The organism is Acinetobacter sp. ANC 3929, from assembly GCF_000369405.1.
Classification (GTDB): domain Bacteria; phylum Pseudomonadota; class Gammaproteobacteria; order Pseudomonadales; family Moraxellaceae; genus Acinetobacter.
Window position 1 is genome coordinate 1,252,302 of record NZ_KB850000.1, and the last position, 24,624, is coordinate 1,276,925.

A 24,624-nucleotide genomic window follows, 5' to 3' on the forward strand; every position below is an offset into this window, starting at 1 on the left:
GACCCTTTCACCATGACTTAGATCTAAGATTATTTGCTCGCTTTGACAAATTGCGTGGTATAAGCACCTTTCCAATTGGTTTGAGCTCTGAGCAAGCCTGCGTTCACCATAAAATCTCTCGTCGCTTTCCAACGTGCATCCGTCATAACACCAATGCCTTGGGTCTTGGCATCGCCACCATCAATTAATTTCAATTTGCGCATTTGTCCAACCGCAAAAGTCAGCAGTTCATCATTCATATTCGGGTTTTCTTTTTTAATGATGCTATTGCCTAAACGTGGATCAGCTAGATAGTTCTTCCATCCCTCCATGGATGCTTGGACAAAACGGCGAAGTACCTCTGGTTTGTTTTGAATAACATCATTTCGGGTCACTAAAATGCCGCCATAGGCTGGATAACCAGCATCAGCAAATAAAAAGAAATTACTCGATGGTTCTGCTTTTTTCGCCTGAAAAACTTCAGATGTGGCATAGGCTTGTTGTGCCACATTTTTGCCTGCTAAAAATGGTTGCATATTGAAGGTATAAGGGCGTGCCTGTGCGGCATCTAATTTATATTTGCCTTTTAACCAAGGCCACCAGCTTGCTTGTCCACTGGTTGAGACAAGAATCGTTTTGCCTTTGAGATCGGCCAAAGACTTCACATCGCTGTGAGTGAGTACGCCTTGTGGATCAAACTGGAATGGTGCAGCAACCGCTTTGATGGGAAAATTGCTTTCGATGCCTTTTAAGACCTGTAGATCATAATTAATAATAATGTCGGCACGTTTTGATAATAATAACGTCATGTTATTGACTTGTGGCCCACCAATTTTAATATCGACATCAAGCCCGTATTTCTTATAAATTCCTTGTGCCAGTGCTTGGTAATATCCCCCTTGCTCAGCTTGTGCAAACCATGTGGTTTGTAAAACAAGTTTATCCGCTGCATAACCAGTTGAACTAAGAACAATTCCTAAACCCAATAACGTGCTTGTGATAACAGTACGTCGCCCTTTGCCTACATAGTGCTGAATATTCATAAGTAAGACCCCTAAATCTGTATGGATTCATCTCGCTATTCTTTTTAGGGGTTCAATCAATGTATAAGTTACACATTTCTCTCAAAACCAAATCAATTGGCTTTGTCCCCAAAAGAGGAACAGCAAACGCTGTAGAGCAATGTCCCGTATGTTTGCAACACACTGACCGCTTATACTCAGTAATGATTTAGCAAGCTCTGTGCCAAGATTGATTTCTTCATATTTTTCATAGTAATAATCTTGGCTAGATTTATTTTTATTTGTTCTTAGCTAAAGTATCCAGATTGATTGTTCAATTTTGGGCGCAATCAAAAATGAAATCGAATATCAAATGCACTATTTTAAAACATACCCATGCACAGAAATGAATCATTTGTACTTTAATGGAAAGAAAACTTTTGTGAGCATTAGAATTTATCTCTGTATTCGTCCATTTTCATTCATTTATAAACTGGTATAAAAAATGCTTATTACTTTTTGTCAGAGTAGAAGCGTTCAGCATAGCCAGTGAAATTGACTGCTATGTGGGTCATTGCTCAGAAATCAGCTCACTTTTTTCTACAAGGCTTTCTCTTATGGAAAAAGTGTAGCTCTTTTTTGAATGTGACCCCGTCTCTTTCAATCTATTTGATTGGGTCACGGTTTATCCAAAAGATGAGGTTGAAAATATGAATAGCGCCAACATGACTGCATTAGCTGAAAATGACTACAACTTAGAAGAACTGCAAAAAGAAGCTCGCATGGGAGCTTTAGGTCAAGAAACTTTTGAGCGAGAAGTTCGGGTAATTGATTTATCTGACTTTGAACAACGCAAATATGAAATCGCGGAGCAACTCTGGGCAGCTGCCACTGATATTGGTTTCTTTCAAGTCTCGCATCATGATATTCCGCTTGAGCAGATTCAAACTGCATTTGACATGACAAAACAGTTTTTTGCTCTACCTGAATCAGTCAAAGCACGTTATCCACTGAATCGAAATGCAGGTTGGGAAAGTAAGGCTCAAGTTCGTCCATCAACCAGTACCCCAGACCAGAAAGAATCCTACCAAATCACCCGTCCACGTATGGATGGGCTTTATCCAACCGAACAAGAGCTACCTGATTTTAAAAATACTATGCTGGAATTTGAACAGGCGTGTTGGCACGTGGGTATGAAAATACTCTCCTGCTTTGCTTATAAACTGGGTTTTGCAGATAACTTTTTTAGCCTTGCCCACAATCCTGAACAAGACAGCTATCAAAGCACTTTAAGAATGCTGCACTACTATGCGATTGATCCAGCTTTGAAAGATCAATTGGGTCTATGGCGTGCAGGCGCACATACCGATTTTGATTGTTTAACCTTATTATTCCAACGCAAAGGTCAAGGTGGTCTGCAAGTTTGTCCTGGTAAAGATATGGAACAGCAACAATGGACCAGTATCGAACCACGAGACGATGTAATTACCTGTAATATCGGCGATATGTTGATGCGTTGGAGTGATGATCAATTGCCTTCTAATTTCCACCGAGTCAAAAATCCGGAAGCAGATGAATACCAAGGAGCACGTTATAGCCTCGCTTTCTTTTGCCAAGCCAATGAAGATGTGCTGATTGAAAGCCCACAAAAGAAATATCCAGCAATTACAGCCAAGGAATATTTAAAACAACGCATCAGTGCGAATTTTAAAGGGAAATACTAATCGTTGATTCATTGTAGACAGAGGCAAATTGTCTCTGTCTCCTATTAAAAAATTATCGATTTATTTTTCCCGTGATCTCTTCTTAGTTCTTTTAGATATCACTTTTTTGGGAATAATAATTTTTCCAGTGCCTAATCCTCGGAAAAAATAGTTGCAAAGATAAATGAATAAAAGACCAAAATAGAAAAATGGGAATATGGTAAAGACACTAAAAGTACTTTCCCATAAAAGTACACCAATCCGATAATTATAACCTAACTGAATAAGCGCACCTCTTCGGCTACCATCCTGAAAGGAAATATTATCCAAAAGAAAATGGATCATACCCATTAAAAAACAAAAGAAGAACATCCCTGAAACAATTGTTTTTTTAATCAAGGGCTTCTCCAGCCAAGGGTATTTCTTCGATGCATCAAACTCAGCTTGAAAGAATTTACTATAAATTTTTTCCTGAAACTCCTTGTTCACGCCTACGCTCTTAATAAATAAAAAACATAGGTAAAAACCGAAGACAGAAGCTACAAAAGTAAAATAAATACTTGAAAGAATAGTAAAAAATGGTAGAGGACCTTTCGTTCCAACAGTGATCAACATGTGCTCTGTGATATAACGATAAATCTCATACTGCCACTGATTGCGTGGATATGCTGGAAATAAAAATAACGGTAAAATGAATACAATAATCAAAAGGGTAATATGTATTTTCGCCTGTCTTTTTTCTTTAGCTCGTTGTTCAAGTGCCAAACGTCTTTGTTCTAATTTTTCTTGCTTCTTTTGCTTTGTGTGCTGCTCAAGCAACTCTCTTGCTACATAACGTTTTGTTGACATAGAAAATCAATATTTATGTTTTATATAAAAATCTTAATTAGAAAATAATAAAGATACGCGAATATTCATACGATCAAAAATTCTAAATTAAAATGAGCGACCTTCCAATATTTTAAAACATATATCTTCTTTAATAAGATTTATACAGTCAGAGATTAACGATCTCTGACTGTACTAAAGCTTCAGTGATCCAACAAACCTGAGATAAATGGTGTACATCACAATTACTACCGCCACCAATACGATCTACCACGAGAAAATCACTATCTGCTTCCAAAGTAATTAAAGGATGATGCCATACCCCTTGATGATAGGTAATTCCCTGCTGTCCATTGCTGATAAAAGCATAAATTAGCTGCTCATCAGGTCGTGTTTGGTCAAATGGCAACGCCACAACAATAATAAACTTCTGTTGTTGCAACGGAATAAAAGACTGTGAACCATGAGGATGCCGTTCTAACATCTCAATCTGAAATGGAATCGATGTTGCAAACAGGTTATGAAAAATACTCATCCCAACCGCAGCCTGCTCTCCTGAACATTGTGCCACTGAAAGCGCATGATAACGTTCAGTGAGTCCCTGATTAATTGGAATAAAGTCTTTACCACTTTTTTCAATCACATCACCAAAAGGAGCAAAGCTGTGCTGAGTTAAAGGGTAAATTTCAATATTTTTTTCATGCATATGTTTATTCTCTGCCATTTCTTATTAGCCCCATTGAATCACAATGAGGCGATTACTCATGAGAAATTACTCAACCACTTTTCCCCATATACGAATCCGGCTAATTCCACCATCAGGAATCATATTGACGCGGATATAGTTCACTTTTTGATCTTTAAGTACTTCTGCAACATATTCATGAATATTGTCCATCGTCAAAGGCTGCTGTTCCAATAAAAAGGGCCAGAACATACTCTGTGGAATCAGTTGTGCATCGGTTGCATCTTCAACAAAAGCCGCTTGAATCGAACAAAATGCGGGATAATTCCCTTTGAAATAGGCAGTATCCACTTCAATTTTTTCAACCAATCCTGTTTGCCCTAAAGCAATAATACACCAGTCAAAACCTGGCGCACGGCGCCGTTTCGTCTCCCAACCATCACCCATATTTAAACCGCGATCAGGACTAAGTAAATTATTTGGATGCCCGAAATGCGCATCACTAAAAGCCACAATACGCCCGCCATTTTTTAAACCAATCAAATCCATCTGCTGTGTTGTATCCACATTTTCGAGTACCACACGACCATAGACTCTTAAACGTGCAATTCCACCATCAGGGAAAATATTGATGCGAATGTGGGTAATTTTCTGTGCAGCGCAATCAAAGAAATGATGCTGATCTGGAGATAGAACCGTATTGTCTAATAAAGCAGTCCATGTAATCCCTTCCAATTGATTATCTGGTGCATAGCAGCCTTCTATGGAAGCAGATGCTGGATAATTGCCTGTAAAGAATGAGGTATCAATATCAAATCCAGACACAATCCCCGTTACACCTAAACGAACAATACACCAGTCATAGCCAGACTCACGTTTGCGGCGGGTCTCCCATCCATCCATCCATTTGCCATTGTCATCATATTTTCCTTCGATGAATTGAGCGGGTGCACTTTGCAACATTCTTGCAGCTTCTGCAAAGAACTCATCGGAACAGCTCACAATACTTGCACCAATTCTGGCATCCGCAAGATTAGTTAAGCTTTGAAAATGGTTCGGTAAAGCTACGGTTTTAGCAACATGCACTGTCATTGATCATTCCTGAAGATTTCATTTCTATTCTATTATGCAAGATCCAGTCCAACTGGTCTGACCTGTTGTTAAAAATATAGCTATTTTCAATTAAGAACGCCAACACAAAGATAAATTTTGTGTAGAATCAAACTGTTCATTTTTATATTTAAGGTGCGTTGCTGATGAGTCCTCAAGCTATGCTCAATGGAAAATCATCTCAGGTGACTGAGCAAGCGGTGGAAGTGATTCATCAACGCATTCAACAAAATACTTACGCGGTGGGTTCCGCCCTACCATCACAACGTGATCTTGCTCTTCAATTGGGAATCAGCCGCGCTTCTTTACGTGAAGCATTAACTCGTCTTGCAGCCTTAGGCCTATTAGAAATCAAGGCTGGTAAAGGTGTTTACGTTATTTCACAGCATAGCCAAGCGGCAGAACAATGGGATGGCGAGCATCGGATTTCTCTCAAGGATTTCTACCAATTACGTTATGTGCTCGAAGGCTTTTGTGCACTGCTGGCGTGTGAATATTTAACCGCACAAGACAAATCTATCTTAGAACAACATCATCAAGCGCTGACTAGCGCAATTCAAGAACAGAACTGGCAAACAGCCTCTGAATCGGATTATGCTTTTCATCAGCATATTATTCTACTAAGTCATAATCAATCGATTATTCAGACACTTAAAATGCATACCGAATGGATTAAAAAGAGTCAAATCCTGCCTTTCCTACAACCAAATCTTGCATTTAAAACCATTCAAGAGCATGAATTAATTCTACAGGCCTTATTTAAACAAGATGCGGCGGCGGCAGAAAGAGCCATGCAAGCGCATATTATTGGAGCTGCGCAGCGGGCTGGAGTCTATTTTTCTCGACATAACAGCTCAATCTAACTACAAAATTAAATCTGCACCACTTTGCCCCATGCTTTGAACCACATCAATGCAATCTTTCTCTTTCTGCTTTTTAATAAAGCAAAATATCTGGTATGACCAGTAAAACCAGTTATTAAAATTGGCACACTTCTCGCTTAGAACAGTTTAGAAACTTATTTATATATTTAGGATCTGAACGATGAATATTGCGATTGTAGGTGCAGGTATGGGCGGTTTGACTGCTGGTATCGCTTTAAAAAAATTTGGTCATCAGGTCACGATTTATGAACAGGCAGCCGAAATATTACCTGTTGGGGCTGCGATTTCACTTTGGTCAAATGGGGTCAAGTGTCTCAATTATTTAGGATTAACCGACCAAATTCAGGCTTTAGGCGGGCAAATGGAATTTTTGGCTTATATTGACGGACTGAGCCAACAAACCATGACCCAGTTTAGTTTAACGCCTTTATATAAAGAAGTTGGACAACGCGCCTACCCTATTGCTCGAGCGGATTTGCAGCAATTATTAATGCAACAATTTGGTTTGGAAGATATCAAACTCGGCATGAAAATGACTGCGATAGAAACTCATCAAGAAGATGTCACGGTCCATTTTCAAGATGGCACACAAACGACAGCTGATCTGCTGATTGGTGCAGATGGTACACACTCTCTGACTCGACAATTTGTACTCGGCTATCAAGTTGAACGTCGCTATGCAGGCTATGTCAATTGGAACGGACTGGTTGAGGTAGATGAAGATATTGCTCCTGCTCTGCAATGGACCACTTATATTGGTGAAGGCAAACGTGTCTCACTAATGCCTGTTGCACAAAATCGTTTTTATTTTTTCTTCGATGTACCATTAAATGCAGGGCTGACAAATGATCGTGAATATTATAAACAAGAGCTAAAAGCCCATTTTCAGGGTTGGTGTCAGCCTGTACAAAAGCTGATTGACTGTTTAGACTCACAAAAAACTAATCGTGTTGAAATCCATGATATTGAACCGTTTATGGATTTCTACAAAGGGCGTGTCGTGTTATTAGGAGATGCAGCGCATAGCACTACACCAGATATTGGACAAGGCGGCTGCCAAGCAATGGAAGATGCCATTTACCTTGCCCGTGCTCTGCAAATTAATACCTTTGGTTTAGATGATGCCTTAACACGCTACCAAAACAAACGTAATGATCGAACCAAAGAAATGGTACTCAGAGCACGTAAACGTTGTGATATTACCCATATGAAAGATCCAGAAGTGACCCAAGAATGGTATCAATCGCTATATCAGGAACAAGGTTCACATATCATGCAAGGGATTATTAGCAATATTATTGGTAATCCACTGGATTAAGTATTTATCTTTTTAACTCCCCCCGATCAAGGGGGCTTTTTTTTAGCTTTTTTATCATAAAAAAATGCACACCTCTTATGAGGTATGCATCAACTACAATGGTTCAATCAATTAAAACTTATAACTCAACGCAAAACGGTTTTGTAAAAAATTCTTGTCATAGCGTGGCGAAGTCTGAATCCCAGCAAAATTACTGACACTGAAACCTTTTAAAGCCCCTGTAAAATTATAAATCCCAAACAGCATATATTCAGATTGGTTTCGACTAGCAACATGCTCTGCTTCTTTTAAATCCATAAATGAATAACGCGCTCCAGCAATCACCTGATCAGACACTTTCCCTTCCAAAGACAACATGAAGGCATTACCCGCACCTAAATCCTGAGTACTGGTAAAAAATGGCTGAGCAAAAATTTCACCTGAAGAGGTTTTAGCAGCATACGGCGTTAAAAGTGCACCATTCAGATACCCCGCCCGATCTGGTTTAATGTAGTTATACGCAACTTTTAAAGTCGCCTGAGATAATACATTAACTGCCGCCTGTGCACCAAAAATCTGGCTATTTACCTGACCTGCCAAAGCTTTGCCTTGATCTTTACCTGAAATATATTGCAGTGAAAACTCAGGAGCATACTTCAGTTTTGAGAATCCAATATCCGCTTGTGTATAGATCAAACGGGTATAGTCATTATAACTTTGATACCACAACTGCGTTTTTAGACTTCGATCTTCGGCTAAGTTGAAACGCTTCCCGACACCCACTGACCAGACACCATCGGTTTCCAGATTCGAGTTTTGACGAGAGCTTTTAGTAAACTCATCTTCGCCATAACTTTTATATTTATTGACTTTGGTCAGACGCAAGAAATCGTCATTGTTCCCAATCTGGACATCGGCTGCCTGATATAAAAACATTAAAACACGACGGTCTGCATAATCTCCCATAAAGGGTAAATTGAGACGCTGATTCCCAATGGTCACTCTGGCTAAATCATTCTTCCAACTTAAATAAGCTTCTGCCAGACCATCTCGATCCTCTTGCAGCTCAGGTACTTCGTCATTTTTATTTTTTTCATCTAGACGGCGTTGTATATCATATCCAACACCTGCCTGTATGCCATAAAAAGGCGCAGTTTCATATTTAATATAGCCGCCGATGACAGCCGTATCCTGATTTAGATTATCCACAAAATAGGCATTATTGAGTGAGTAATAGGTCGATTTCACTGCGCCATGCACACTTCCACAGGCAAATGCCGCAACCAGTCCATCACCCGCCTGACAATCTTGTTGCAGATTCAACAGATGATTTAGACTGCTATCAGCCGCCCATGTTTGCATTGCAGCGGTCATCGCAATGGTCAATGTTAATGCATTTAATTTAAGATTTCTCATGAGTATTTCCCCGAAAGTTAGATCTAAAAATCGCTTAAAGCCTTTTAAAACTGCTGCTTTTGACATTCTGAAAGCCAAAAACTCCCCTAGACCTATTCATAAATGAATAAGCGACTTTTAAATTTGTGTTGATTAAAAAAATGGTTTTATTAGAGATCCGCCTCTAAATCGATATTGATCAATGCCCAGAATTTAATGGCAAAGTCGCAACATCCACGGATTTCTTGTTAAATGGTAAGTGGTTAAAAATGATGTTAAGCAAAATAGCGGTGATACAAGCTGAGCTAATACCTGAATGCAACAAGGTTTTTACCCAGATTGGAAATTGTGCATAGAACTCCTGATTGACGATTGGAATCATGCCAATTGCCAGTGAAGTCGCCACGATAATCAGATTTTTATGATCGTTATAATCGACTTTGGCTAAAGTTCGGATGCCACTTGCAGCAACTGTACCAAACAGCACAATGCCTGCCCCACCTAATACTGGCATTGGGATTGAAGCAACCAGACGCCCAACGATCGGCAATAATCCCAAGATAATTAAAATCCCACCCGCAGTCGCCACCACAAAACGGCTTTTCACCCCTGTAATCGCAACCAACCCGACATTCTGGGCAAAAGCCGTTTGCATGAATGAACCAAAGATCGGAGAGACGGCACTCGATAACATATCTGCGCGCAGACCATCACCAATACGTTTCGAATCAACTTTGGTTCCAACAATTTCACCAATCGCAATAATATCGGCAGTGGTTTCGGTCATGATCACCAAGGTCACAATTGTCATGGACAGAATGGCAGAAAACTCAAATACAGGAGAACCGAAATGGAAAAAACTAGGTAAGGCAAAAATGGAACCGGATGTAACTTTAGAGAAATCGGCAAATCCTGCAAAATAAGCAAGGATGGTTCCCAACACAATGGCAACTAGAATTGCCAGACGACGGAGCATCTGACTACGCAACATACTAAAAATAATCACAATCGCCAGCGTCATCACCGCTAAACCGACATTGGCTGGATCACCCCAGTTTTCGGCTTTAGGATTACCACCCATAATCCAGCGGATCGCAACAGGCATCAGTGAAATACCAATCATGGTAATCACACAACCTGTCACTACAGGGGGGAAGAAGCGAATAATTTTTGCGAAAAATGGTGTTAGCAATAGACCAATTAATGAGGCAACGATCACAGCACCAAAGGCAGATGCTAATCCACCACCCGTACTTACAATGGCCAGAATGGTCGCAACGCCTGCAAAAGAAACACCCTGTACAATCGGTAATTTTGCCCCGAAATGTTTAAAACCTATGGTTTGTATGACTGTGGCCAAACCACCTACAAATAAGGCAGCAGCAACCAGTAATCCAATTTCTGAAGCTTCCAGACCTGCAGCGGCGCCAATAATCAATGGCGGTGCAATGATTCCACCATACATAGTCAACACATGCTGTAAACCATATAAGATGTTTTTATTCATGCCTAAATATTGATGTTCTGCCGAGATAAGTTCATCTCGTTCTGGATGGGTGTTGTCTTGATGCATGGTTAATTCCTCAAATTAGCTTCATAAGGTCCACATTGCTTGCGTTGATTTAACTGCCACGGTAAGTTGAATATGAAAAAGGACTGATCAATAGAGGCACGTGATAATGCTGTTGCGTATCCACGACCTTAAAATCAATACAGACGCTTGGATAAAAACTGTCTGTGTTTAAAGTCTGAAAATAGTCTCCCACCTCAAAAATCAATTGATAGTTGGCTGGGATGAAGGATTCGACTTTGAATGCAGGAATACGACCATCTGCATCTGTGTACTGTTCATCCAGCAAAATATATTGATGATTGATTTCCTGACGTAATTTCACTAATACCTGACGTGCTGGATGACCGAGGGATGCATTTAAAATATGTGTGCTAATACCCGCCATTATTGAATCTCCTGTTTTAAACGAATCAAGGCAATTTCAGCCAATTGTTGTTTTACTTCAGCTTGCTCTTGTTCAGCCGTATTGAGTAATCGACGTTGTAGTTCAGACAAAATCTGTTGCCCCGAACGACCCGCAGCGCGAATCAGGAAAATATGTCCAAATTTGTGCTCATAATCTAAATTGCCCTGATATAGCGCCAGTTGCAGGACAGCGTCGGTTTCAACTTGGGCTTGTTCGCGTTGAGAAAATTGCTGTTCTTTTTCAGATAGAACCGCTGCTGCTTTTTTCTCCCCAATGCGCGGATGTTGCGCCAAAGCTTCTGCAATATCAGACCATGACCATGTCTGGGCTTGTGCAACGGCAACTTGATAAAGTTGGTCTTTAGTCAGATAAGGACGTTGTTGTACCAATTCAGCACCCCAAGCCGGGATATGTACACAAGCTTGTAACACACGTCCTGCTTCCGCTGAGTCCAGTTGATTGAATGTTTCTAGCTGCATCGCTGCTCCAATTTAACGCACTGTCTGACTGGTCAGACCAGATATGGTAAATTAAGCAACGAATATGCCAACTTTAGAGATTCACAGCAAAAGATCGACTGTGCTATTTTTATTTAGTTTATTTAAAATTAATTTATTTATTTTCTATTTAAAAACCATTTAAAAATAAATCATCCCGATTTAATTTAAAAAAAATTGACTATAAAAATATCATCTGCTAGTTTTTAAATTCTCAAACGATCTTATATATTTAGAGCACTTACATAATAAATTAAGATCAAATAAAAACCAAAAATAAGTTTTATTTTAATAATCAAAAGAGAAAATAATATGTGTACCGAGTTTATTCTACCCCAAGCAACAGGTTATCGCATCTCTGGGCGTACTATGGATTTTGCCGCCACATTTACGTGGCAACTGGCGGCGATTCCATTGGCAACTTCCCTAAAGGCAATTGATACCTTAAGCCCTGATAAGCCTGCTTATCATTGGACTACAAAATATGGCTTTATCGGAATTGGGATGAAACTTCCTTTAAACCTGTTTGACAGCAAATTATGCGACGCCATGAACACAGAAGGTTTTTCGGCTGCCGCGCTCTGGTTACCTCCTTCTCGTTATCCAGAAAAAGCCAAGGCACCACACAATGCCAAATTAATTTCAGCTCTGGATATTTGTGGTTGGGCTGCATCTAACTACAATTCAGTTGAAACGTTGAAACAGGATTTATATGCTATTCAACAAGGCCAGCAGACGTCTCTTGGCGAGATCTTATATTTTTGGGATCCGCTACAATTTCCTGCACATAGCGAGTTCAATCAGAGTGATGAGCTAAAAAATCTCATCCCTATTCATTTCCAGTTTCACGATAAAACTGGGGCAAGTCTGGTGCTTGAGTTCCGTGATGGACAATTATCAATTACCGATAACAGTGATATTGGCGTTATGACCAATACCCCGTTTATAGAATGGCATCGTACCAACTTAGAAAACTATCTGGGCGTCACCAATGTTGAAACTGACAATCAAACTATCATTGGCCTGAATGTGAATAAAGCAGGTAATGGTGGTGGTTCGATTGGACTTTCTTCTTCAGCATTGCCTTCTGACCGCTTTCTTCGCACGGCATTTACACTGAATTATTCAATTCCTTGGCTAAACCAAGCACAACGCCCAAGTAACACGGCGGCGATTGCACATGTAATGAATGTGATTAAAGGCATTTATGTCACTCGTGAACAGTGTATTGATCAAAGTGGCAATATCAAAGGTGACTATACCCAATGGGAAATCGTGCGTGACCATGACAATCAAGTTTTCTATATCTCAACAACAGCAAGCCTTGGTTTCTGGCAGGTTAACTTTTCTGATTATCAACTTGAGCAAAATGCCAAGCCACAATTTGCCGTAATTGCTGATGCTGTACAGATGCCTGTTTTAACCGCTACATCTTAAAATAATATCAATAAAAAACGGCAATCACTGAGGATTGCCGTTTTCTGTTTTTAACGATAAATAAGGATTTAGTTCAAGCTATAGGCAATCACATAATCCCCATGATCAGGTGATTGACGCGCACCACCCGCAGTAATCAATACATATTGCTTACCTGATTTTGGTGACACATAGCTGATTGGCGTACCTTGGCTACCCACTGGTAAACGTGATTTCCAAAGCTCTTTACCTGAAGATGAATCCAGTGCACGCAAGTAATAATCTTGAGTTGCAGCAAAGAATACTAAGCCTCCTTGAGTTGCCATTGGACCGCCAATGGTTGGCATACCAATCGGAACAGGCAAACCCATTTTAATTCCCATCGGTCCCGTATCCTCTACAGTTCCCATTGGCACTTGCCACGCAACTTGGCGGGTTTTCATATCCACTGCGGTCATGGTGCCATACGGTGGTTTTTGGCAAGGGATCATCAATTTCGACCAGAAGCGATCTTTATTGACTTTGTACGGCGTTCCTTTCATAGGTACCGCGCCCATACCCGTATTGACTTTTTCCCCACCATTGGCCTGAACAGCTAAATCTTCTGGCGTTTGTTCAATCAACTGAATCCATAGCCCTAAACGCATGTCATTCACGAACATATACTGATGGCTTGGATCAAAGGCAATGCTACCCCAGTTCATGCCGCCTAGAGAACCTGGGAAGCTTAATGATTTATCAGTCCCCGGTGCAGTAAACAAGCCTTCATAACGCATTGATTTGAAGTTGATGCGACACATCAGTTGGTCAAATGGCGTTGCGCCCCACATATCCGATTCCGTTAAGGTTTGATTGCCAATCTGTGGCATTTCCACCGAACGTGGTTGAGTTGGACTGTATTGCTCACCTTTGATATCAGCAGGTTTAACGGGCTGCTCAATCACTTTAGTGAGTGGTTGACCCGTTAAACGATCCAGTACAAAGAACTGGCCTGATTTGGTGCCGATCACCACAGCAGGTTTATTGTTACCATCCTTCATTGGGAAATCAACTAGGCTTGGCTGCATTGGCAAATCGAAATCCCAGAGATCATTATGCACCGTTTGATAGACCCACTTTTCTTTACCTGTAGTTGCATCTAAAGCCAGAACGGATGAGTTGTACTTATGATCCAATGGCTGACGATTACCGCCCCAGACATCGACAGATGAGCTACCCATTGGCAAGAATACTGTGTTCATCTGAGGATCATAAGACATCGCTGCCCATGAGTTTGCTGAACTACGTTTATAGGTTTCGCCATCTTTCAACACATAGTTTGGATCAGAATTTCGTGGATCAAAGGCCCAACGTAATTCACCTGTAATGACATCGTATGCACGAATTACACCACCCGGCATATCAGCAGCAAAGTTATCGGCAATACGACTCCCCACTACAATCACTGTACCGGCAATGGTAGGAGCAGAAGTCACCTCAAAACGTGGGGCTGTGGTTCCCTCTCCCAAGCCTTTGAGCAAATCAACCGTACCATTTACACCAAAGTCTTTACAACGTTCACCTGTATCTGCATTAACAGCAATTAAGCGACCATCTGGCGTATTGGTATAGACACGACGCAGACATGACGTGTTGTTTGCTACAGCTTTTACAGGAGTTGCTCCAGCCAAAGTTGGCTGAACCAGTGCTTGCGTTGAGTCAAAATAAGCAACGCCACGACAACGCTCCCATGCATCCGATTTGGAATTGACTTCCGCTTTCCAGAGTTGTTTACCAGAGTTCGCTTCCAACGCGAAAATATTGTTATGCGGGGTACACAGGAAAATCTTATTGCCCACCTGTAGCGGCGTCATCTGGTCTTCTGCACCATTTCCCGAACCTGTGGTGAAATCACCCGTACGGAAACGCCAGACTTCTTTCAACTGGTGCACATTATCGCGTGTGATCTGATCCAGTGCAGCAAAACGGCTACCCCCTGAATCCTGACCATAATGCTGCCAGTTGGTCTGTTTCATATCAGTTTTCACAGGAACCAAAGGCAAAACCTGTCCAGAGGCAGCAACCGTTGGATGTGGTTGGAACATTTGATAGAGACCAATCACCATGCCAATAACTGTCAATATTCCAAGACCATAAGCAGGTAAATCCGCACTCGGTTGAAATTGATAACGACGAATGGCCGGTAAAGTAAAAATCAACGCGGCAAATAAGCCTGCAGGGAACATCAATCTTGAAAATAGAGGCCAGAACTCCCAACCTGCATCAATCAATGACCAGATGATCGTTCCTGCAAAAACCAGACTAAACAGCCAGACCCCGAGTGCTTTTTTCTTAAAAATAAAAATAGCAGCAAGCAATGTGAATATACCCGAAATCACGAAATACCATGATCCGCCCAGTATTGCTAATTTGAACCCACCCACTGTAAAAAACAGGCCTGTGAGCAACAAAACTAACGCCAAAATAAAACACCATATTTTGAGTATGGTATGTGAGCTTGAAGATTCAGTCATCGCTCATCCTCCTGTATTAGAAATTCACACGCATGCTCAGGCCTGCAACCCATGCATCATCCACCTCTTTAACACCCGCAGGTTGATGGATATATTGAAGGTTCGGTCTTAACATGACCGCAGGTGACCACTGATAGGTATAATTTAGCTCAACATTCAGCTCATCACGCTGGACGGGTACATAATCTGCAGCAAGCGCATCGTATTGCTGATAACCGCGATTTTCATTAAGTGTAATTTGACGATCTTTATAGCGATTATTGACGAGATAATTGGCAATACCAAAACCAATTGAATCATTTGGACGGCTATCAAAAGGTCCTTTGTACCAAAGTGCCAGTTGCTGTGTACTATTGACTGCTGTGGTAGCTTTATCATTGACCACGGCATTGAAACTGATGTACAAGCCACGTTTTGGATCATCGTCTTTTTGGCTGAGTTGTTGTTGTGCATTGAGCCAGACACTATGCTTACCATCATGCACCTTACCCACTGTCGCAATATCATTGGCTTCAGCAGTTGAATACAGCGCCCCGACTTTATATTCACCAGACAAGCCATTGAAGGCAGCAAGTTTTGGTCGCCATGCCAGTTCTACAGGAATGGTTGCTCCTTTGACATGGTCCATATCCAGATTAAAACCATCACTATTCCCGTCAGTTTTAACATTGTCTGGATTGACCTCGTAGACACCTACGCCCAGTGTCCATTCAGGTGCAAATTGATATTTAACATTGGCACCCCATAATCCAACAGGTAAGTTGTACCAGATTGAACCAATCGATTTTCCAAGTTGACTACCACACAGCAACAGGTTCTGAAATTCGCATTGCGAGCCATTAAAATCTTCTGACATGCCCATACGGCCTATCTTGAACTGCACCGTATTATCAACGAAACCCTTTTTCACCCATGCCTGACTCAAACGCCAGATTTTGCCACGCCCATAGATTTCCTGTGAATTGCTTAGCGCACTAGAACGCGGGTCTTTAATCCGATCCAAGGTTAAGGCATTTCCATCACGTTTGGTGATTAGAAGGCTAGCACTGGTATCTTTCCAGCCAGCAATTTTTTCTAAATCAAAATTGGCACCTAGCGACAATTGCGCAGCATTTTTAAAAGTATTGTTATCGTCATAACCACCATCCAGATTGGTGGCACTTTGACTCATGATCGAGGCAGTAAATTTATAGCCATCTTTTTCCAGTTGCTGACGCTGGCCATTCCAATCACCGAATAGCCATTGACGATCCTGTGACCACGGCTGATCCGCAAAACTAGATTGAGCCGTACATACAGCAACTGCCAGACAGCTCATTTTGAGCAATAATGCATTCGACTTCATCTTTAGCCTCCTTGCCGTTTATTTCAGTTTTACAGCTGAACTGAGTTCAGATGTTGCACCTACACGGTCAGTGATCGTGGCTGTCACAGAAGACACTCGGGTTGTTGGTTTCCAAGTCAGCGTTGCGGTTCCTTGTGCATTGGTTGCAGCAACCGCTGAACCTAAATAAAGCTCTGCTTCATTTGAATTTGCTAATGAGTTTCCAAAAAACTCGACTTGATAACGTTGATTCGGCTGACCTTTGACTTCGACTGCAATTTGTCCTTTAGACAAGATTAATTTCGGTGCCTGAATATTCTGATTCGGTTGCGCATTACAGCCCTGTTCATTTGCTTGTTGGCAAGTTTTTTGTAGATTGGTAGGATCAATCTTGACTCCATGACCACGTGAGCCCACAAAATGTGCATGTTCTAATCCTGGAATATCAAAGATAATTGCACCAACACGTTGATTCGGTACACAACTTCCACCCGCCTCACATCGTTTAATGTCTTTGCCATTATTCCAGATTAAATTCTTGGTCAGGGTAATGTGTGCATGGGCATCTTTTTCAGAGCGAATCGCAATCCCTACCCGATTGCCATGTACTTTATTACTATCAAAAATGTTGCCGTCACCCGTCAGGTTAAAACCATTAGAGTTATTGGTCAGTTCGTTATAGGCAATATAATTACGTTTACCCCAATTGATCTGTAGGCCATCTGAGTAATTTTCAAATTTATTACCCACCACTGCATTGTCATTGCCCCACAAGATTTCGATACCTTGTGATGGTTCAGGATTAGCAGCAGTAGAAATAAAATGATTGTTCGCAACCAAATTGAATGCTGCACCACGAGTCAGCTCTAGGCCGTCACCATTGTCTTGAAAATAGTTGTTCAATACTTTGTTGTTATTGGTGGTGGTCGCTGTAGGATTACCTTTACCATCATCTCCTGTCAGCATTACCCCTGCACCACCGTAGTTATGCATAATGCGGTTGTTTTGAATCAAGTTATTGCTGGCACGATTCATCAAAATCCCAATACAGAAATGGCGAATTTCCAAGCCTTGAATGGTGACGCCACTGATGTCGCGTAATACGATGCCCGGCAAAGTTGTGGTCCGAACATTGGTGCCGAATTGTCCTTCAACTGCACCTGGGCAAGCTTCAACACCTGTTCCTTTAATATAATTCGATCCGTCGACTGCAATAAACTCACCTGTTTTTGCCCATTGCGTCCCAATGATTTTTACGGGCGCTTTAATTTCAGGTAATGGACTGTTGACCTGAATTGCGTAAGGCGCTTTGCCTACTGCCTGAATCAGAATCTCGCTGGCTTCACTCGGCTTGCTATTGGCTTGTTCAATTGCCCAACGCAAAGAGCCCTTATCCTTATCATCTTGATAACGATCAACAATATAGGTTTCTGCTGTTGCTAATCCCGAAACGGCCATAGCGATGGCTAAAGTACTTAAACGTACATAGATTGATTTCATGTATCAAAAATCCTTTTATATTATTGTGTTGGTTGAACTGTTTTTAGAAACTGTTTTAGTTGAGTCACGTCAATCTGCCCCGGTGCCGAAGCTTCACCAATCATGCCAAAGCTAAAGCTTCCCCCCATATTTGCAGTGGCAATGCGGGAAATGGTGCCGAGTTTACCCATCGACATGGTGAGTAATGGTTTTTTGGATTGCTTGCTGACCTTTAAGGTCGCATTCATGAGGTTGAATACGTCCTGTTTGTTCTGAGGCATGACTGCGATTTTAAGAATATCGGCCCCTAACTCATCCTGCTTGAGCAGGCGTTTGATGATTTCGGCCTCAGGTGGTGTTTTTTGAAAATCATGATTGGACATCACGATCAGCACTTTTTTCTCATGCGCCAGTTTGACGGTATTTTTTACAACTTGCTGATCACGGAACATTTCCACATCCAGCATATCCATAAATGGCTGCTGTAAATAAGCCTGATACGTCTTACCATAATCTGCATCGCTGATGGTCAGTTGACCACCTTCATTATGGGTACGAATGGTGGCAATCATCGGCTTAACGCCTAGAATCTGCTTTAATTCATGCCCTAAGGCAATCACTTGCTTGCTATCACTGGCAAAGTTCAGTAAATCAATCCGAAACTCGGCGAGATCCGCATCAGCATTGGCTGCAATCACTTTTGCCTGAGCAATCGCCTGCTCTTTGGTTTTAGCCGTAATTGGCACAATAGTTTTCACAGGCAATTTTGCCAGTTCAGATAATTCGACCTGTTTTTGGATAATGTCCTGTGCTTGTACTGTTTGAACCATCAATAAGGGGCTAACAAGCAACATTACTGCTACCAGTGTTTTCATTTTCATCGGTATCGTCCTTAATAAATTTTTTGCAACTCTGCGACGTCTTGCCGAGTTCTCATTTCATTTTTTGATTGCTCCTCACCGATCAAAAGTGAGGAGTATTTTCAATTTCAGGAATTAAGTAATTCCATGATCAGCCATCCCTGAAACGAAGACATTTAAAGAAATCTCTAAATATCAAAGAACACGGTTTCATCATCACCTTGAATACGGATATCAAAGCGATAAATGACTTCACCATCCACCTCACTGCGTTCGGCGATTAGCGTCTGGCGACGTACTGCCCATTCAATGCTGTTTAAAACAGGGTCATTGGCATTGGCGTCAACTTCATCTTCAAAATAAATACGGGTATGCAAACCAATATTGATACCGCGGGCAAACACAGCCACTGCGATATGCGGTGCCTGAATTGAACCTTTACGCCCGGCAACAGCGCCCGGTTTTACCGTATTGAAGCTCCAGAAGCCTGTTTCAAAGTTTGCACCCGTACGGCCCCAACCCTGAAAATGTGGATCTGCCGTTTTACCTTGCGTATCAGCCTCACTTGGATAAACACCATTGGCATCTGCCTGCCAGATTTCCAATAACACATCTCTTAATGGCAGGCCTAGTCCGTCAAACACCTGACCTTCAAGACGAATCCGTTGTCCCTGAGTTTGCTCGTTGACTAACTGGTTATCAAAGTTATGCTCAAATACTTCAATATTGGCTTGTTGCGGCAATAAACCAATATGAACATAAGGACCACCTGTTTGTGATGGGGTTTCCTTTAATTCCTGAAAATTCCATGCATTCATCGTATGTCTTCCTTAAGTCAAATCATTTTCAAAATAAGTCGCACGACGACCACGAAGATGAATATCAAAGCGGTAACAACGACTGTCTGCTTCAATGAAGTTGTTTTTATCTTCCAGTGCGATCAAAGCGCGACGCTGATCTTCAGACGGGATGGTTTTCAAAATCGGGCAAGTATCAATCAGCGTATCGCCTTCAAAATAGAACTGTGAAATCAGACGCTGTGCCCAACCATCTGCGATCAAGGAAAAGTGAATATGCGCTGGACGCCATTCATTGATACGGTTACGCCACGGATATGGACCTGGTTTGATGGTACGGAAAATATAAAAACCATTTTCATCGGTTAACGTACGACCACAGCCCCCAAAGTTAGGATCCATCGCACCAATAAATTTGTCATTTGGATGGCGATAACGACCTGATGCATTGGCTTGCCATACTTCCAATAAAGCGTTTTTCACAGGCCGACCGAACTGATCACGCACATAACCATGCACAATGATGCGCTCACCAACAGGCAGACCTTCTTTGGCGTAATTCAAGATCAGATCATTGTCTTTGGGGCCAAAAATACTCGATGAAAAATGCGGTGAAGTGACTTCAGTCAAGGTTTCATTAATTGAAATCAATGCATTTTTTGGCGAGCGTAATACACTGGTCTTATAACCGGGTGTATATGCTGGCGGATGATCATCAGTATTACGTTGTGGATATGCACCCAATGTATGCTTTAACATGCCTGTCTCCTTAATCCTGTGGTTGTGCAGCAACGGGTTGCACGTCAATGCCAAGCTCTTTAAAGACTTCTTCGGCCATATGCATCGCCGCATTTGCTGCGGGTAATCCTGCATATAAAGAACTATGTAAAATCAGTTCCTTTAATTCGTCTTTCGTTACACCGTTGTTGAAGCAAGCACGTAAATGCATTCTGAGCTCATCTTCTCGTCCCAAAGCCAATAGAATGGCAATAGTGACTAAACTGCGGGTATGACGTGGCAAGCCTTCACGTGACCACACTTCGCCCCAAGCAAAACGACTAATAAAGTTCTGGAAATCCTGATTGAAATCATTCAGGTTCGCTAAAGAGCGACCGACATGTTTTTCACCCAGTACTTCGGTACGGACTTTCAGTCCTTGTTGATAACGTTGTTCATCATTCATGAACGTTGCTCCTCATCTTGAAAATATGAGCCTTAGGTTGCATCGGTGTGAGCAACTAGAGATTTAACAAAAATTGCGATGGCTGCTGCCGTAGCAGGAATCATCAACAAACTGAGAATGGCGGTAAATGACCAGTCATTGCCCAATAACACGGCACCAATCCATGCACCAAACACGGCACCGAAACGGCCAATACCAGTCATCCACGCCACACCTGTTGCACGGCATTGGGTTGGATAGAAACGAGCACTTAATGCAGGCATCGACGATTGTGCTCCGTTAATCGCAACGCCTGCACAGAGCACAAGGATCGCCAATAAAGTTGGATTGCTAAGGCTTTGCCCAACCGCAACGGCAAATAGACCTGCGACAAAATAGAAACCTGAAATAATGCGGTTTGGATTGAACCGATCCATTGCCCAACCAATGAACAAGGCACTAAGAACGCCACCAAACTGGAATAACCCACCGATGAAAGCAGCACGTTCCATGGTTGCCCCTGTTTCACGCATCAAGGTTGGTAACCAGCTAGTCAGTAAATAAATCACTACCAATCCCATGAAATAGGTCGACCACAATAAAACCGTACCTTTGGCATATTGTTTGGAGAACAGCATGCCGAACACATTTTTCTTTTCTGCAACAGCAGACTGTTCTTCCGGAATATGGAATTCGGTGACTCCTTGAATTTCTTTAGGTGCGATATGAGCTAAAATTTTGCGTACTTTTTCAGGGTGACGGCCTTTAACAATCAAAAAGCGATAAGACTCTGGTAAAAAGAAAATGACCAATAGCATTAAAATAAGTGGTGACCATCCTCCCAATAAAAACAAGCTATGCCATCCAAACGCTGGAATCAGCCAACTACTGATAAAACCGCCCGTTGCCATGCCCAAGTTATAACCACAAAACATACATGTGATGAGCAGTGAACGACTCCGTTGTGGGCAGTATTCTGAAAATAGTGTTGTCGCATTCGGCATCGCTGCACCAAGACCAATCCCGGTTAAAAAGCGTAATACCACTAAGCTATCGAGATTGGTGGCAAAAGCGGATGCCAAAGTGAAACCACCGAAAATCAGCATTGAAATGGTTAAAACAATTTTTCGTCCAAAGCGGTCTGCGGTCGGTCCTGATACCAATGCACCAATGATCATGCCGCCAAGTGCAGCACTCATGACGGGGCCAAGTTGAGAACGATCAACCCCCCAATCCTGAGCCAATGCAGGCGCAATAAATCCCATTGCCGCAGTATCGATACCATCTACAAATACAATGAGAAAACAAATAATTGCGATCATCCATTGATACTTGCTAATCGGTGCATTATTAATGAGTGCCTGCGCATCCATACTGTTTTTTTGGGCAGCAAATTCCTGTGCCATAGTTGCCTCCTTGTAGGCGAATTCCTTTCTAACCCTTATGGTTATATGTTTTGAATAAACTTGGACAATGTCTGATTGAACACTTGTGGTTGTTCAATATTGGATAAATGCGACGCTGCCAAGATTTCAAGCTGATTGGTTGCAATGAGTTGATGCATAAACTCTGCATCTTGAACCGTTGTGACAGGATCGTACTGCCCTGCAATAATTAAAGTCGGAATCTGAATTTGATGTAGTTGATCGCGAACATCTGCATCAGCTAAAGCACGGCATGCATTGGCATAACCCTGTGCAGTTGTCACTGCAAGACTTTGAATCGTCTTCTGCGCTAAAACATCATGTGCATAATCAAAATGTTCACTAAACCAACGCGTATGCGTGGTTTTTACAATTTCAGCTAAACCGTTTTGTTCAACACTATCTGCACGAGTATTCCACGCTTCGGCAGTGCCAATTTTTGCTGCCGAGTTTGCCACGGTAATACTGTGAAAGCGTTCTGCGTGGTCAATCGCCAAAGCCAATGCAGTAATCCCACCCATTGAAATGCCACAGAAATGAACTTTTTCAATGGTTAAGGCATCTAGGATATCGACCACATCTTCAGCCAGATTTTGCAATGTACTATTGGCAATGACTGCGCTTGCACCATGCCCACGTGTGTCATAGCTAATAATTTGATAATGATCAGCCAAAGCTGCAACTTGTGCCTGCCACATACCGTGGTCAGTTCCCAAAGAGTTGGAGAACATGATAACTGGCGCATCTTTTAGACCTTGCACTTGAACTGCAAGTGGATGTCCTTGACGATTATTGATATGCGTGATCATGTGCTTACTCTCCTTTTGCTGCGTGTAGCACGGCATCAATTTGCGCCTGAATATTGCCGAGGTAAGATGCAGGATTGAACAAGTCATCTAACGCCTGATCATTAAAATGTGTGTTGACTTCATCCATGGCTGACAAGATGATTTTTAAATGCTGTTGTTGAGCAACTGCTTGCTGACATGCCTGCTCAACCAGATGATGTGCGTTCATACGGCCAAGCTTGGGTGCAAGTGCCATCATCACTGCTTCGGCCATGATTAAACCTTGTGTACATTCAAGATTGCATCGCATCGCCTCTGCATTAACTTGCATATGTTCGAGCACATCGCAACTACGTTCTAAAGCACCTGCACATAACTGGAAAATTTCTGGGATTGCCAGCCATTCTGCATGCCAAGCCCCCAGAGCACGTTCATGCTCTTGCACCATACTTTGATAGACGCTCGCCATTAAGGCGGGTACACGATTTGCTGCAGCAAGAATTGAGGCTGCTGCCACAGGATTACGCTTATGTGGCATGGTCGATGAACCACCTCGCCCAGCTGCCATTGGTTCAAATACTTCCGCGATTTCGGTTTGCATCAACAATGACCAGTCTTTTGCCATCTTCCCGACATTTCCTACAATCAAAGCAAGCACACTGGCAAGCTCAACCATACGGTCGCGTTCACCATGCCAAGTACATTCTGGTACTGTTAAATTGAGTTGAGCAGAAAAAGCTTCGACCACCGCTGAACCTTGATCTTGTAAAGATGCCAGTGAACCTACTGCACCACCGAGTTGTGCAGTAAATACGTGAATTTTCATTGCCTGTAAGCGATCAAGATCACGTTTCAAAGCTGCTGCCCAACGGGCAAATTTATGTCCCAAAGTAATCGGCAAGGCTTGCTGTAACCAAGTGCGTCCAATCATGACCTGATGGCGATATTGCTGAGCTTGCTTTAAGGAAATTTGATAGGCCTGTTGCAATTGCTTTTCGATCAGCGTCAAGGCGTCGCGACACTGCAAAATCGTTGCTGTATCAATGACATCCTGACTAGTCGCGCCCCAATGCACATAACGTGAAGCATCTTCATCCTGCTGTTTCACCAAAGCGGTAAATTGCTTTACCAATGGAATCGCCACATTACCTGCCAGTCCTGCTGCTGTAGCTAACGCATCTATATCGATTTGTGCTACAGCATTTTGACCCACCTCTTCAATGATATTTGCGGCAGAGTTAGGAATCACATTGACCTGTGCTTGAGCTTTGGCTAAAGCCACTTCGGTCTGGATCATATATTTCAATAAAGCTTGATCACTAAAAATGGCAGTGACATCAGGCTGATAAAACAAACTGGCGTATAACTGGCTCATGACAAACCTCACTCAACACGTTGAATAATCAGTGCAATCCCCTGACCGACTCCGATACACATTGAACACAAGGCATATTCACCTTTGATCTGTTCAAGCTGGTTTAAAGCGGTGGTCACCAGACGTGC

At 42.0% G+C, this 24,624-nt stretch carries 23 protein-coding genes; 4 read left to right on the plus strand and 19 right to left on the minus strand.

The genetic code is table 11. The features are described from left to right. Positions 1 to 29: 29 nt before the first annotated feature. Positions 30 to 1,022: an ABC transporter substrate-binding protein gene (locus F909_RS02400; RefSeq protein WP_005154057.1), complete on the minus strand. Its 993-nt coding sequence runs from the start codon at positions 1,020 to 1,022 to the stop codon at positions 30 to 32. Positions 1,023 to 1,690: 668 nt separating this feature from the next. Between F909_RS02400 and F909_RS02395 the strand changes: the two genes are divergently transcribed. Then, entirely contained in the window at positions 1,691 to 2,704 is a 1,014-nt protein-coding gene (locus F909_RS02395; RefSeq protein ID WP_005154059.1) for an isopenicillin N synthase family dioxygenase, read from the plus strand. Positions 2,705 to 2,764: 60 nt separating this feature from the next. On the opposite strand, the gene F909_RS02390 is transcribed toward F909_RS02395, so the two are convergent. The 3 genes from F909_RS02390 to alc form a co-directional block, all read right to left on the minus strand. Then, positions 2,765 to 3,532: a hypothetical protein gene (locus F909_RS02390; protein WP_005154061.1), complete on the minus strand. Its 768-nt coding sequence runs from the start codon at positions 3,530 to 3,532 to the stop codon at positions 2,765 to 2,767. Between the two features lie 148 nt (positions 3,533 to 3,680). Continuing rightward, on the minus strand, positions 3,681 to 4,217 hold the full coding sequence (locus F909_RS02385; RefSeq protein ID WP_005154062.1) for an ureidoglycolate lyase: 537 nt from the start codon (positions 4,215 to 4,217) through the stop codon (positions 3,681 to 3,683). A gap of 66 nt (positions 4,218 to 4,283) precedes the next feature. After that, positions 4,284 to 5,288: an allantoicase gene (alc, locus tag F909_RS02380; protein ID WP_005154065.1), complete on the minus strand. Its 1,005-nt coding sequence runs from the start codon at positions 5,286 to 5,288 to the stop codon at positions 4,284 to 4,286. A 164-nt stretch (positions 5,289 to 5,452) separates the two neighbouring features. Between alc and F909_RS02375 the strand changes: the two genes are divergently transcribed. Together F909_RS02375 and hpxO are read left to right on the plus strand one after the other, a co-directional pair. After that, the gene (locus tag F909_RS02375; RefSeq protein ID WP_005154066.1) at positions 5,453 to 6,169 is read left to right on the plus strand and encodes a FadR/GntR family transcriptional regulator; all 717 of its coding nucleotides are present in this window, start codon (positions 5,453 to 5,455) and stop codon (positions 6,167 to 6,169) included. Positions 6,170 to 6,350: 181 nt separating this feature from the next. Next, entirely contained in the window at positions 6,351 to 7,508 is a 1,158-nt protein-coding gene (gene hpxO, locus F909_RS02370) for an FAD-dependent urate hydroxylase HpxO (RefSeq protein WP_005154067.1), read from the plus strand. 111 nt (positions 7,509 to 7,619) lie between these two features. Here hpxO and F909_RS02365 read toward each other — a convergent pair whose 3' ends face one another. From F909_RS02365 to uraD, 4 genes are all read right to left on the minus strand, one after another. Further along, complete coding sequence (locus F909_RS02365) at positions 7,620 to 8,903, minus strand: OprD family outer membrane porin (RefSeq protein ID WP_005154068.1); 1,284 nt, start codon at positions 8,901 to 8,903, stop codon at positions 7,620 to 7,622. Between the two features lie 178 nt (positions 8,904 to 9,081). Further along, positions 9,082 to 10,455, minus strand: a complete 1,374-nt coding sequence (locus F909_RS02360; RefSeq protein WP_005154069.1) for a nucleobase:cation symporter-2 family protein — start codon at positions 10,453 to 10,455, stop codon at positions 9,082 to 9,084. A 49-nt stretch (positions 10,456 to 10,504) separates the two neighbouring features. Continuing rightward, positions 10,505 to 10,840 (minus strand): hydroxyisourate hydrolase, encoded by a 336-nt coding sequence (gene uraH / locus F909_RS02355; RefSeq protein ID WP_005154071.1) that lies wholly within the window; start codon positions 10,838 to 10,840, stop codon positions 10,505 to 10,507. Next, the gene (uraD, locus tag F909_RS02350) at positions 10,840 to 11,340 is read right to left on the minus strand and encodes a 2-oxo-4-hydroxy-4-carboxy-5-ureidoimidazoline decarboxylase (RefSeq protein ID WP_005154073.1); all 501 of its coding nucleotides are present in this window, start codon (positions 11,338 to 11,340) and stop codon (positions 10,840 to 10,842) included. The genes uraH and uraD overlap by 1 nt, the downstream gene beginning before the upstream one ends. A 330-nt stretch (positions 11,341 to 11,670) precedes the next feature. Between uraD and F909_RS02345 the strand changes: the two genes are divergently transcribed. Further along, complete coding sequence (locus F909_RS02345; RefSeq protein ID WP_005154075.1) at positions 11,671 to 12,795, plus strand: linear amide C-N hydrolase; 1,125 nt, start codon at positions 11,671 to 11,673, stop codon at positions 12,793 to 12,795. A 68-nt stretch (positions 12,796 to 12,863) separates the two neighbouring features. On the opposite strand, the gene F909_RS02340 is transcribed toward F909_RS02345, so the two are convergent. The 11 genes from F909_RS02340 to F909_RS20965 form a co-directional block, all read right to left on the minus strand. Then, the gene (locus F909_RS02340) at positions 12,864 to 15,287 is read right to left on the minus strand and encodes a glucose/quinate/shikimate family membrane-bound PQQ-dependent dehydrogenase (RefSeq protein ID WP_005154077.1); all 2,424 of its coding nucleotides are present in this window, start codon (positions 15,285 to 15,287) and stop codon (positions 12,864 to 12,866) included. 16 nt (positions 15,288 to 15,303) lie between these two features. Beyond that, positions 15,304 to 16,632: a carbohydrate porin gene (locus tag F909_RS02335; RefSeq protein WP_005154080.1), complete on the minus strand. Its 1,329-nt coding sequence runs from the start codon at positions 16,630 to 16,632 to the stop codon at positions 15,304 to 15,306. 18 nt (positions 16,633 to 16,650) lie between these two features. After that, positions 16,651 to 18,111: a right-handed parallel beta-helix repeat-containing protein gene (locus F909_RS02330; protein ID WP_005154083.1), complete on the minus strand. Its 1,461-nt coding sequence runs from the start codon at positions 18,109 to 18,111 to the stop codon at positions 16,651 to 16,653. Positions 18,112 to 18,131: 20 nt separating this feature from the next. Continuing rightward, the gene (gene aroD / locus F909_RS02325) at positions 18,132 to 18,971 is read right to left on the minus strand and encodes a type I 3-dehydroquinate dehydratase (RefSeq protein WP_005154085.1); all 840 of its coding nucleotides are present in this window, start codon (positions 18,969 to 18,971) and stop codon (positions 18,132 to 18,134) included. Between the two features lie 167 nt (positions 18,972 to 19,138). Beyond that, complete coding sequence (pcaG, locus tag F909_RS02320) at positions 19,139 to 19,768, minus strand: protocatechuate 3,4-dioxygenase subunit alpha (RefSeq protein WP_005154088.1); 630 nt, start codon at positions 19,766 to 19,768, stop codon at positions 19,139 to 19,141. 12 nt (positions 19,769 to 19,780) lie between these two features. Then, positions 19,781 to 20,506: a protocatechuate 3,4-dioxygenase subunit beta gene (gene pcaH, locus F909_RS02315; RefSeq protein WP_005154090.1), complete on the minus strand. Its 726-nt coding sequence runs from the start codon at positions 20,504 to 20,506 to the stop codon at positions 19,781 to 19,783. 10 nt (positions 20,507 to 20,516) lie between these two features. Next, positions 20,517 to 20,930: a 4-carboxymuconolactone decarboxylase gene (gene pcaC / locus F909_RS02310; protein ID WP_004772813.1), complete on the minus strand. Its 414-nt coding sequence runs from the start codon at positions 20,928 to 20,930 to the stop codon at positions 20,517 to 20,519. A 32-nt stretch (positions 20,931 to 20,962) separates the two neighbouring features. Further along, on the minus strand, positions 20,963 to 22,315 hold the full coding sequence (locus F909_RS02305) for a 4-hydroxybenzoate transporter PcaK (protein WP_005154092.1): 1,353 nt from the start codon (positions 22,313 to 22,315) through the stop codon (positions 20,963 to 20,965). A 41-nt stretch (positions 22,316 to 22,356) separates the two neighbouring features. Beyond that, positions 22,357 to 23,142, minus strand: a complete 786-nt coding sequence (gene pcaD / locus F909_RS02300) for a 3-oxoadipate enol-lactonase (protein ID WP_005154095.1) — start codon at positions 23,140 to 23,142, stop codon at positions 22,357 to 22,359. A gap of 4 nt (positions 23,143 to 23,146) precedes the next feature. Then, the gene (pcaB, locus tag F909_RS02295) at positions 23,147 to 24,496 is read right to left on the minus strand and encodes a 3-carboxy-cis,cis-muconate cycloisomerase (protein ID WP_005154096.1); all 1,350 of its coding nucleotides are present in this window, start codon (positions 24,494 to 24,496) and stop codon (positions 23,147 to 23,149) included. Between the two features lie 8 nt (positions 24,497 to 24,504). Next, positions 24,505 to 24,624 (minus strand): beta-ketoadipyl CoA thiolase (locus tag F909_RS20965; RefSeq protein ID WP_005154099.1); only part of this gene is annotated, 120 nt, incomplete at its 5' end.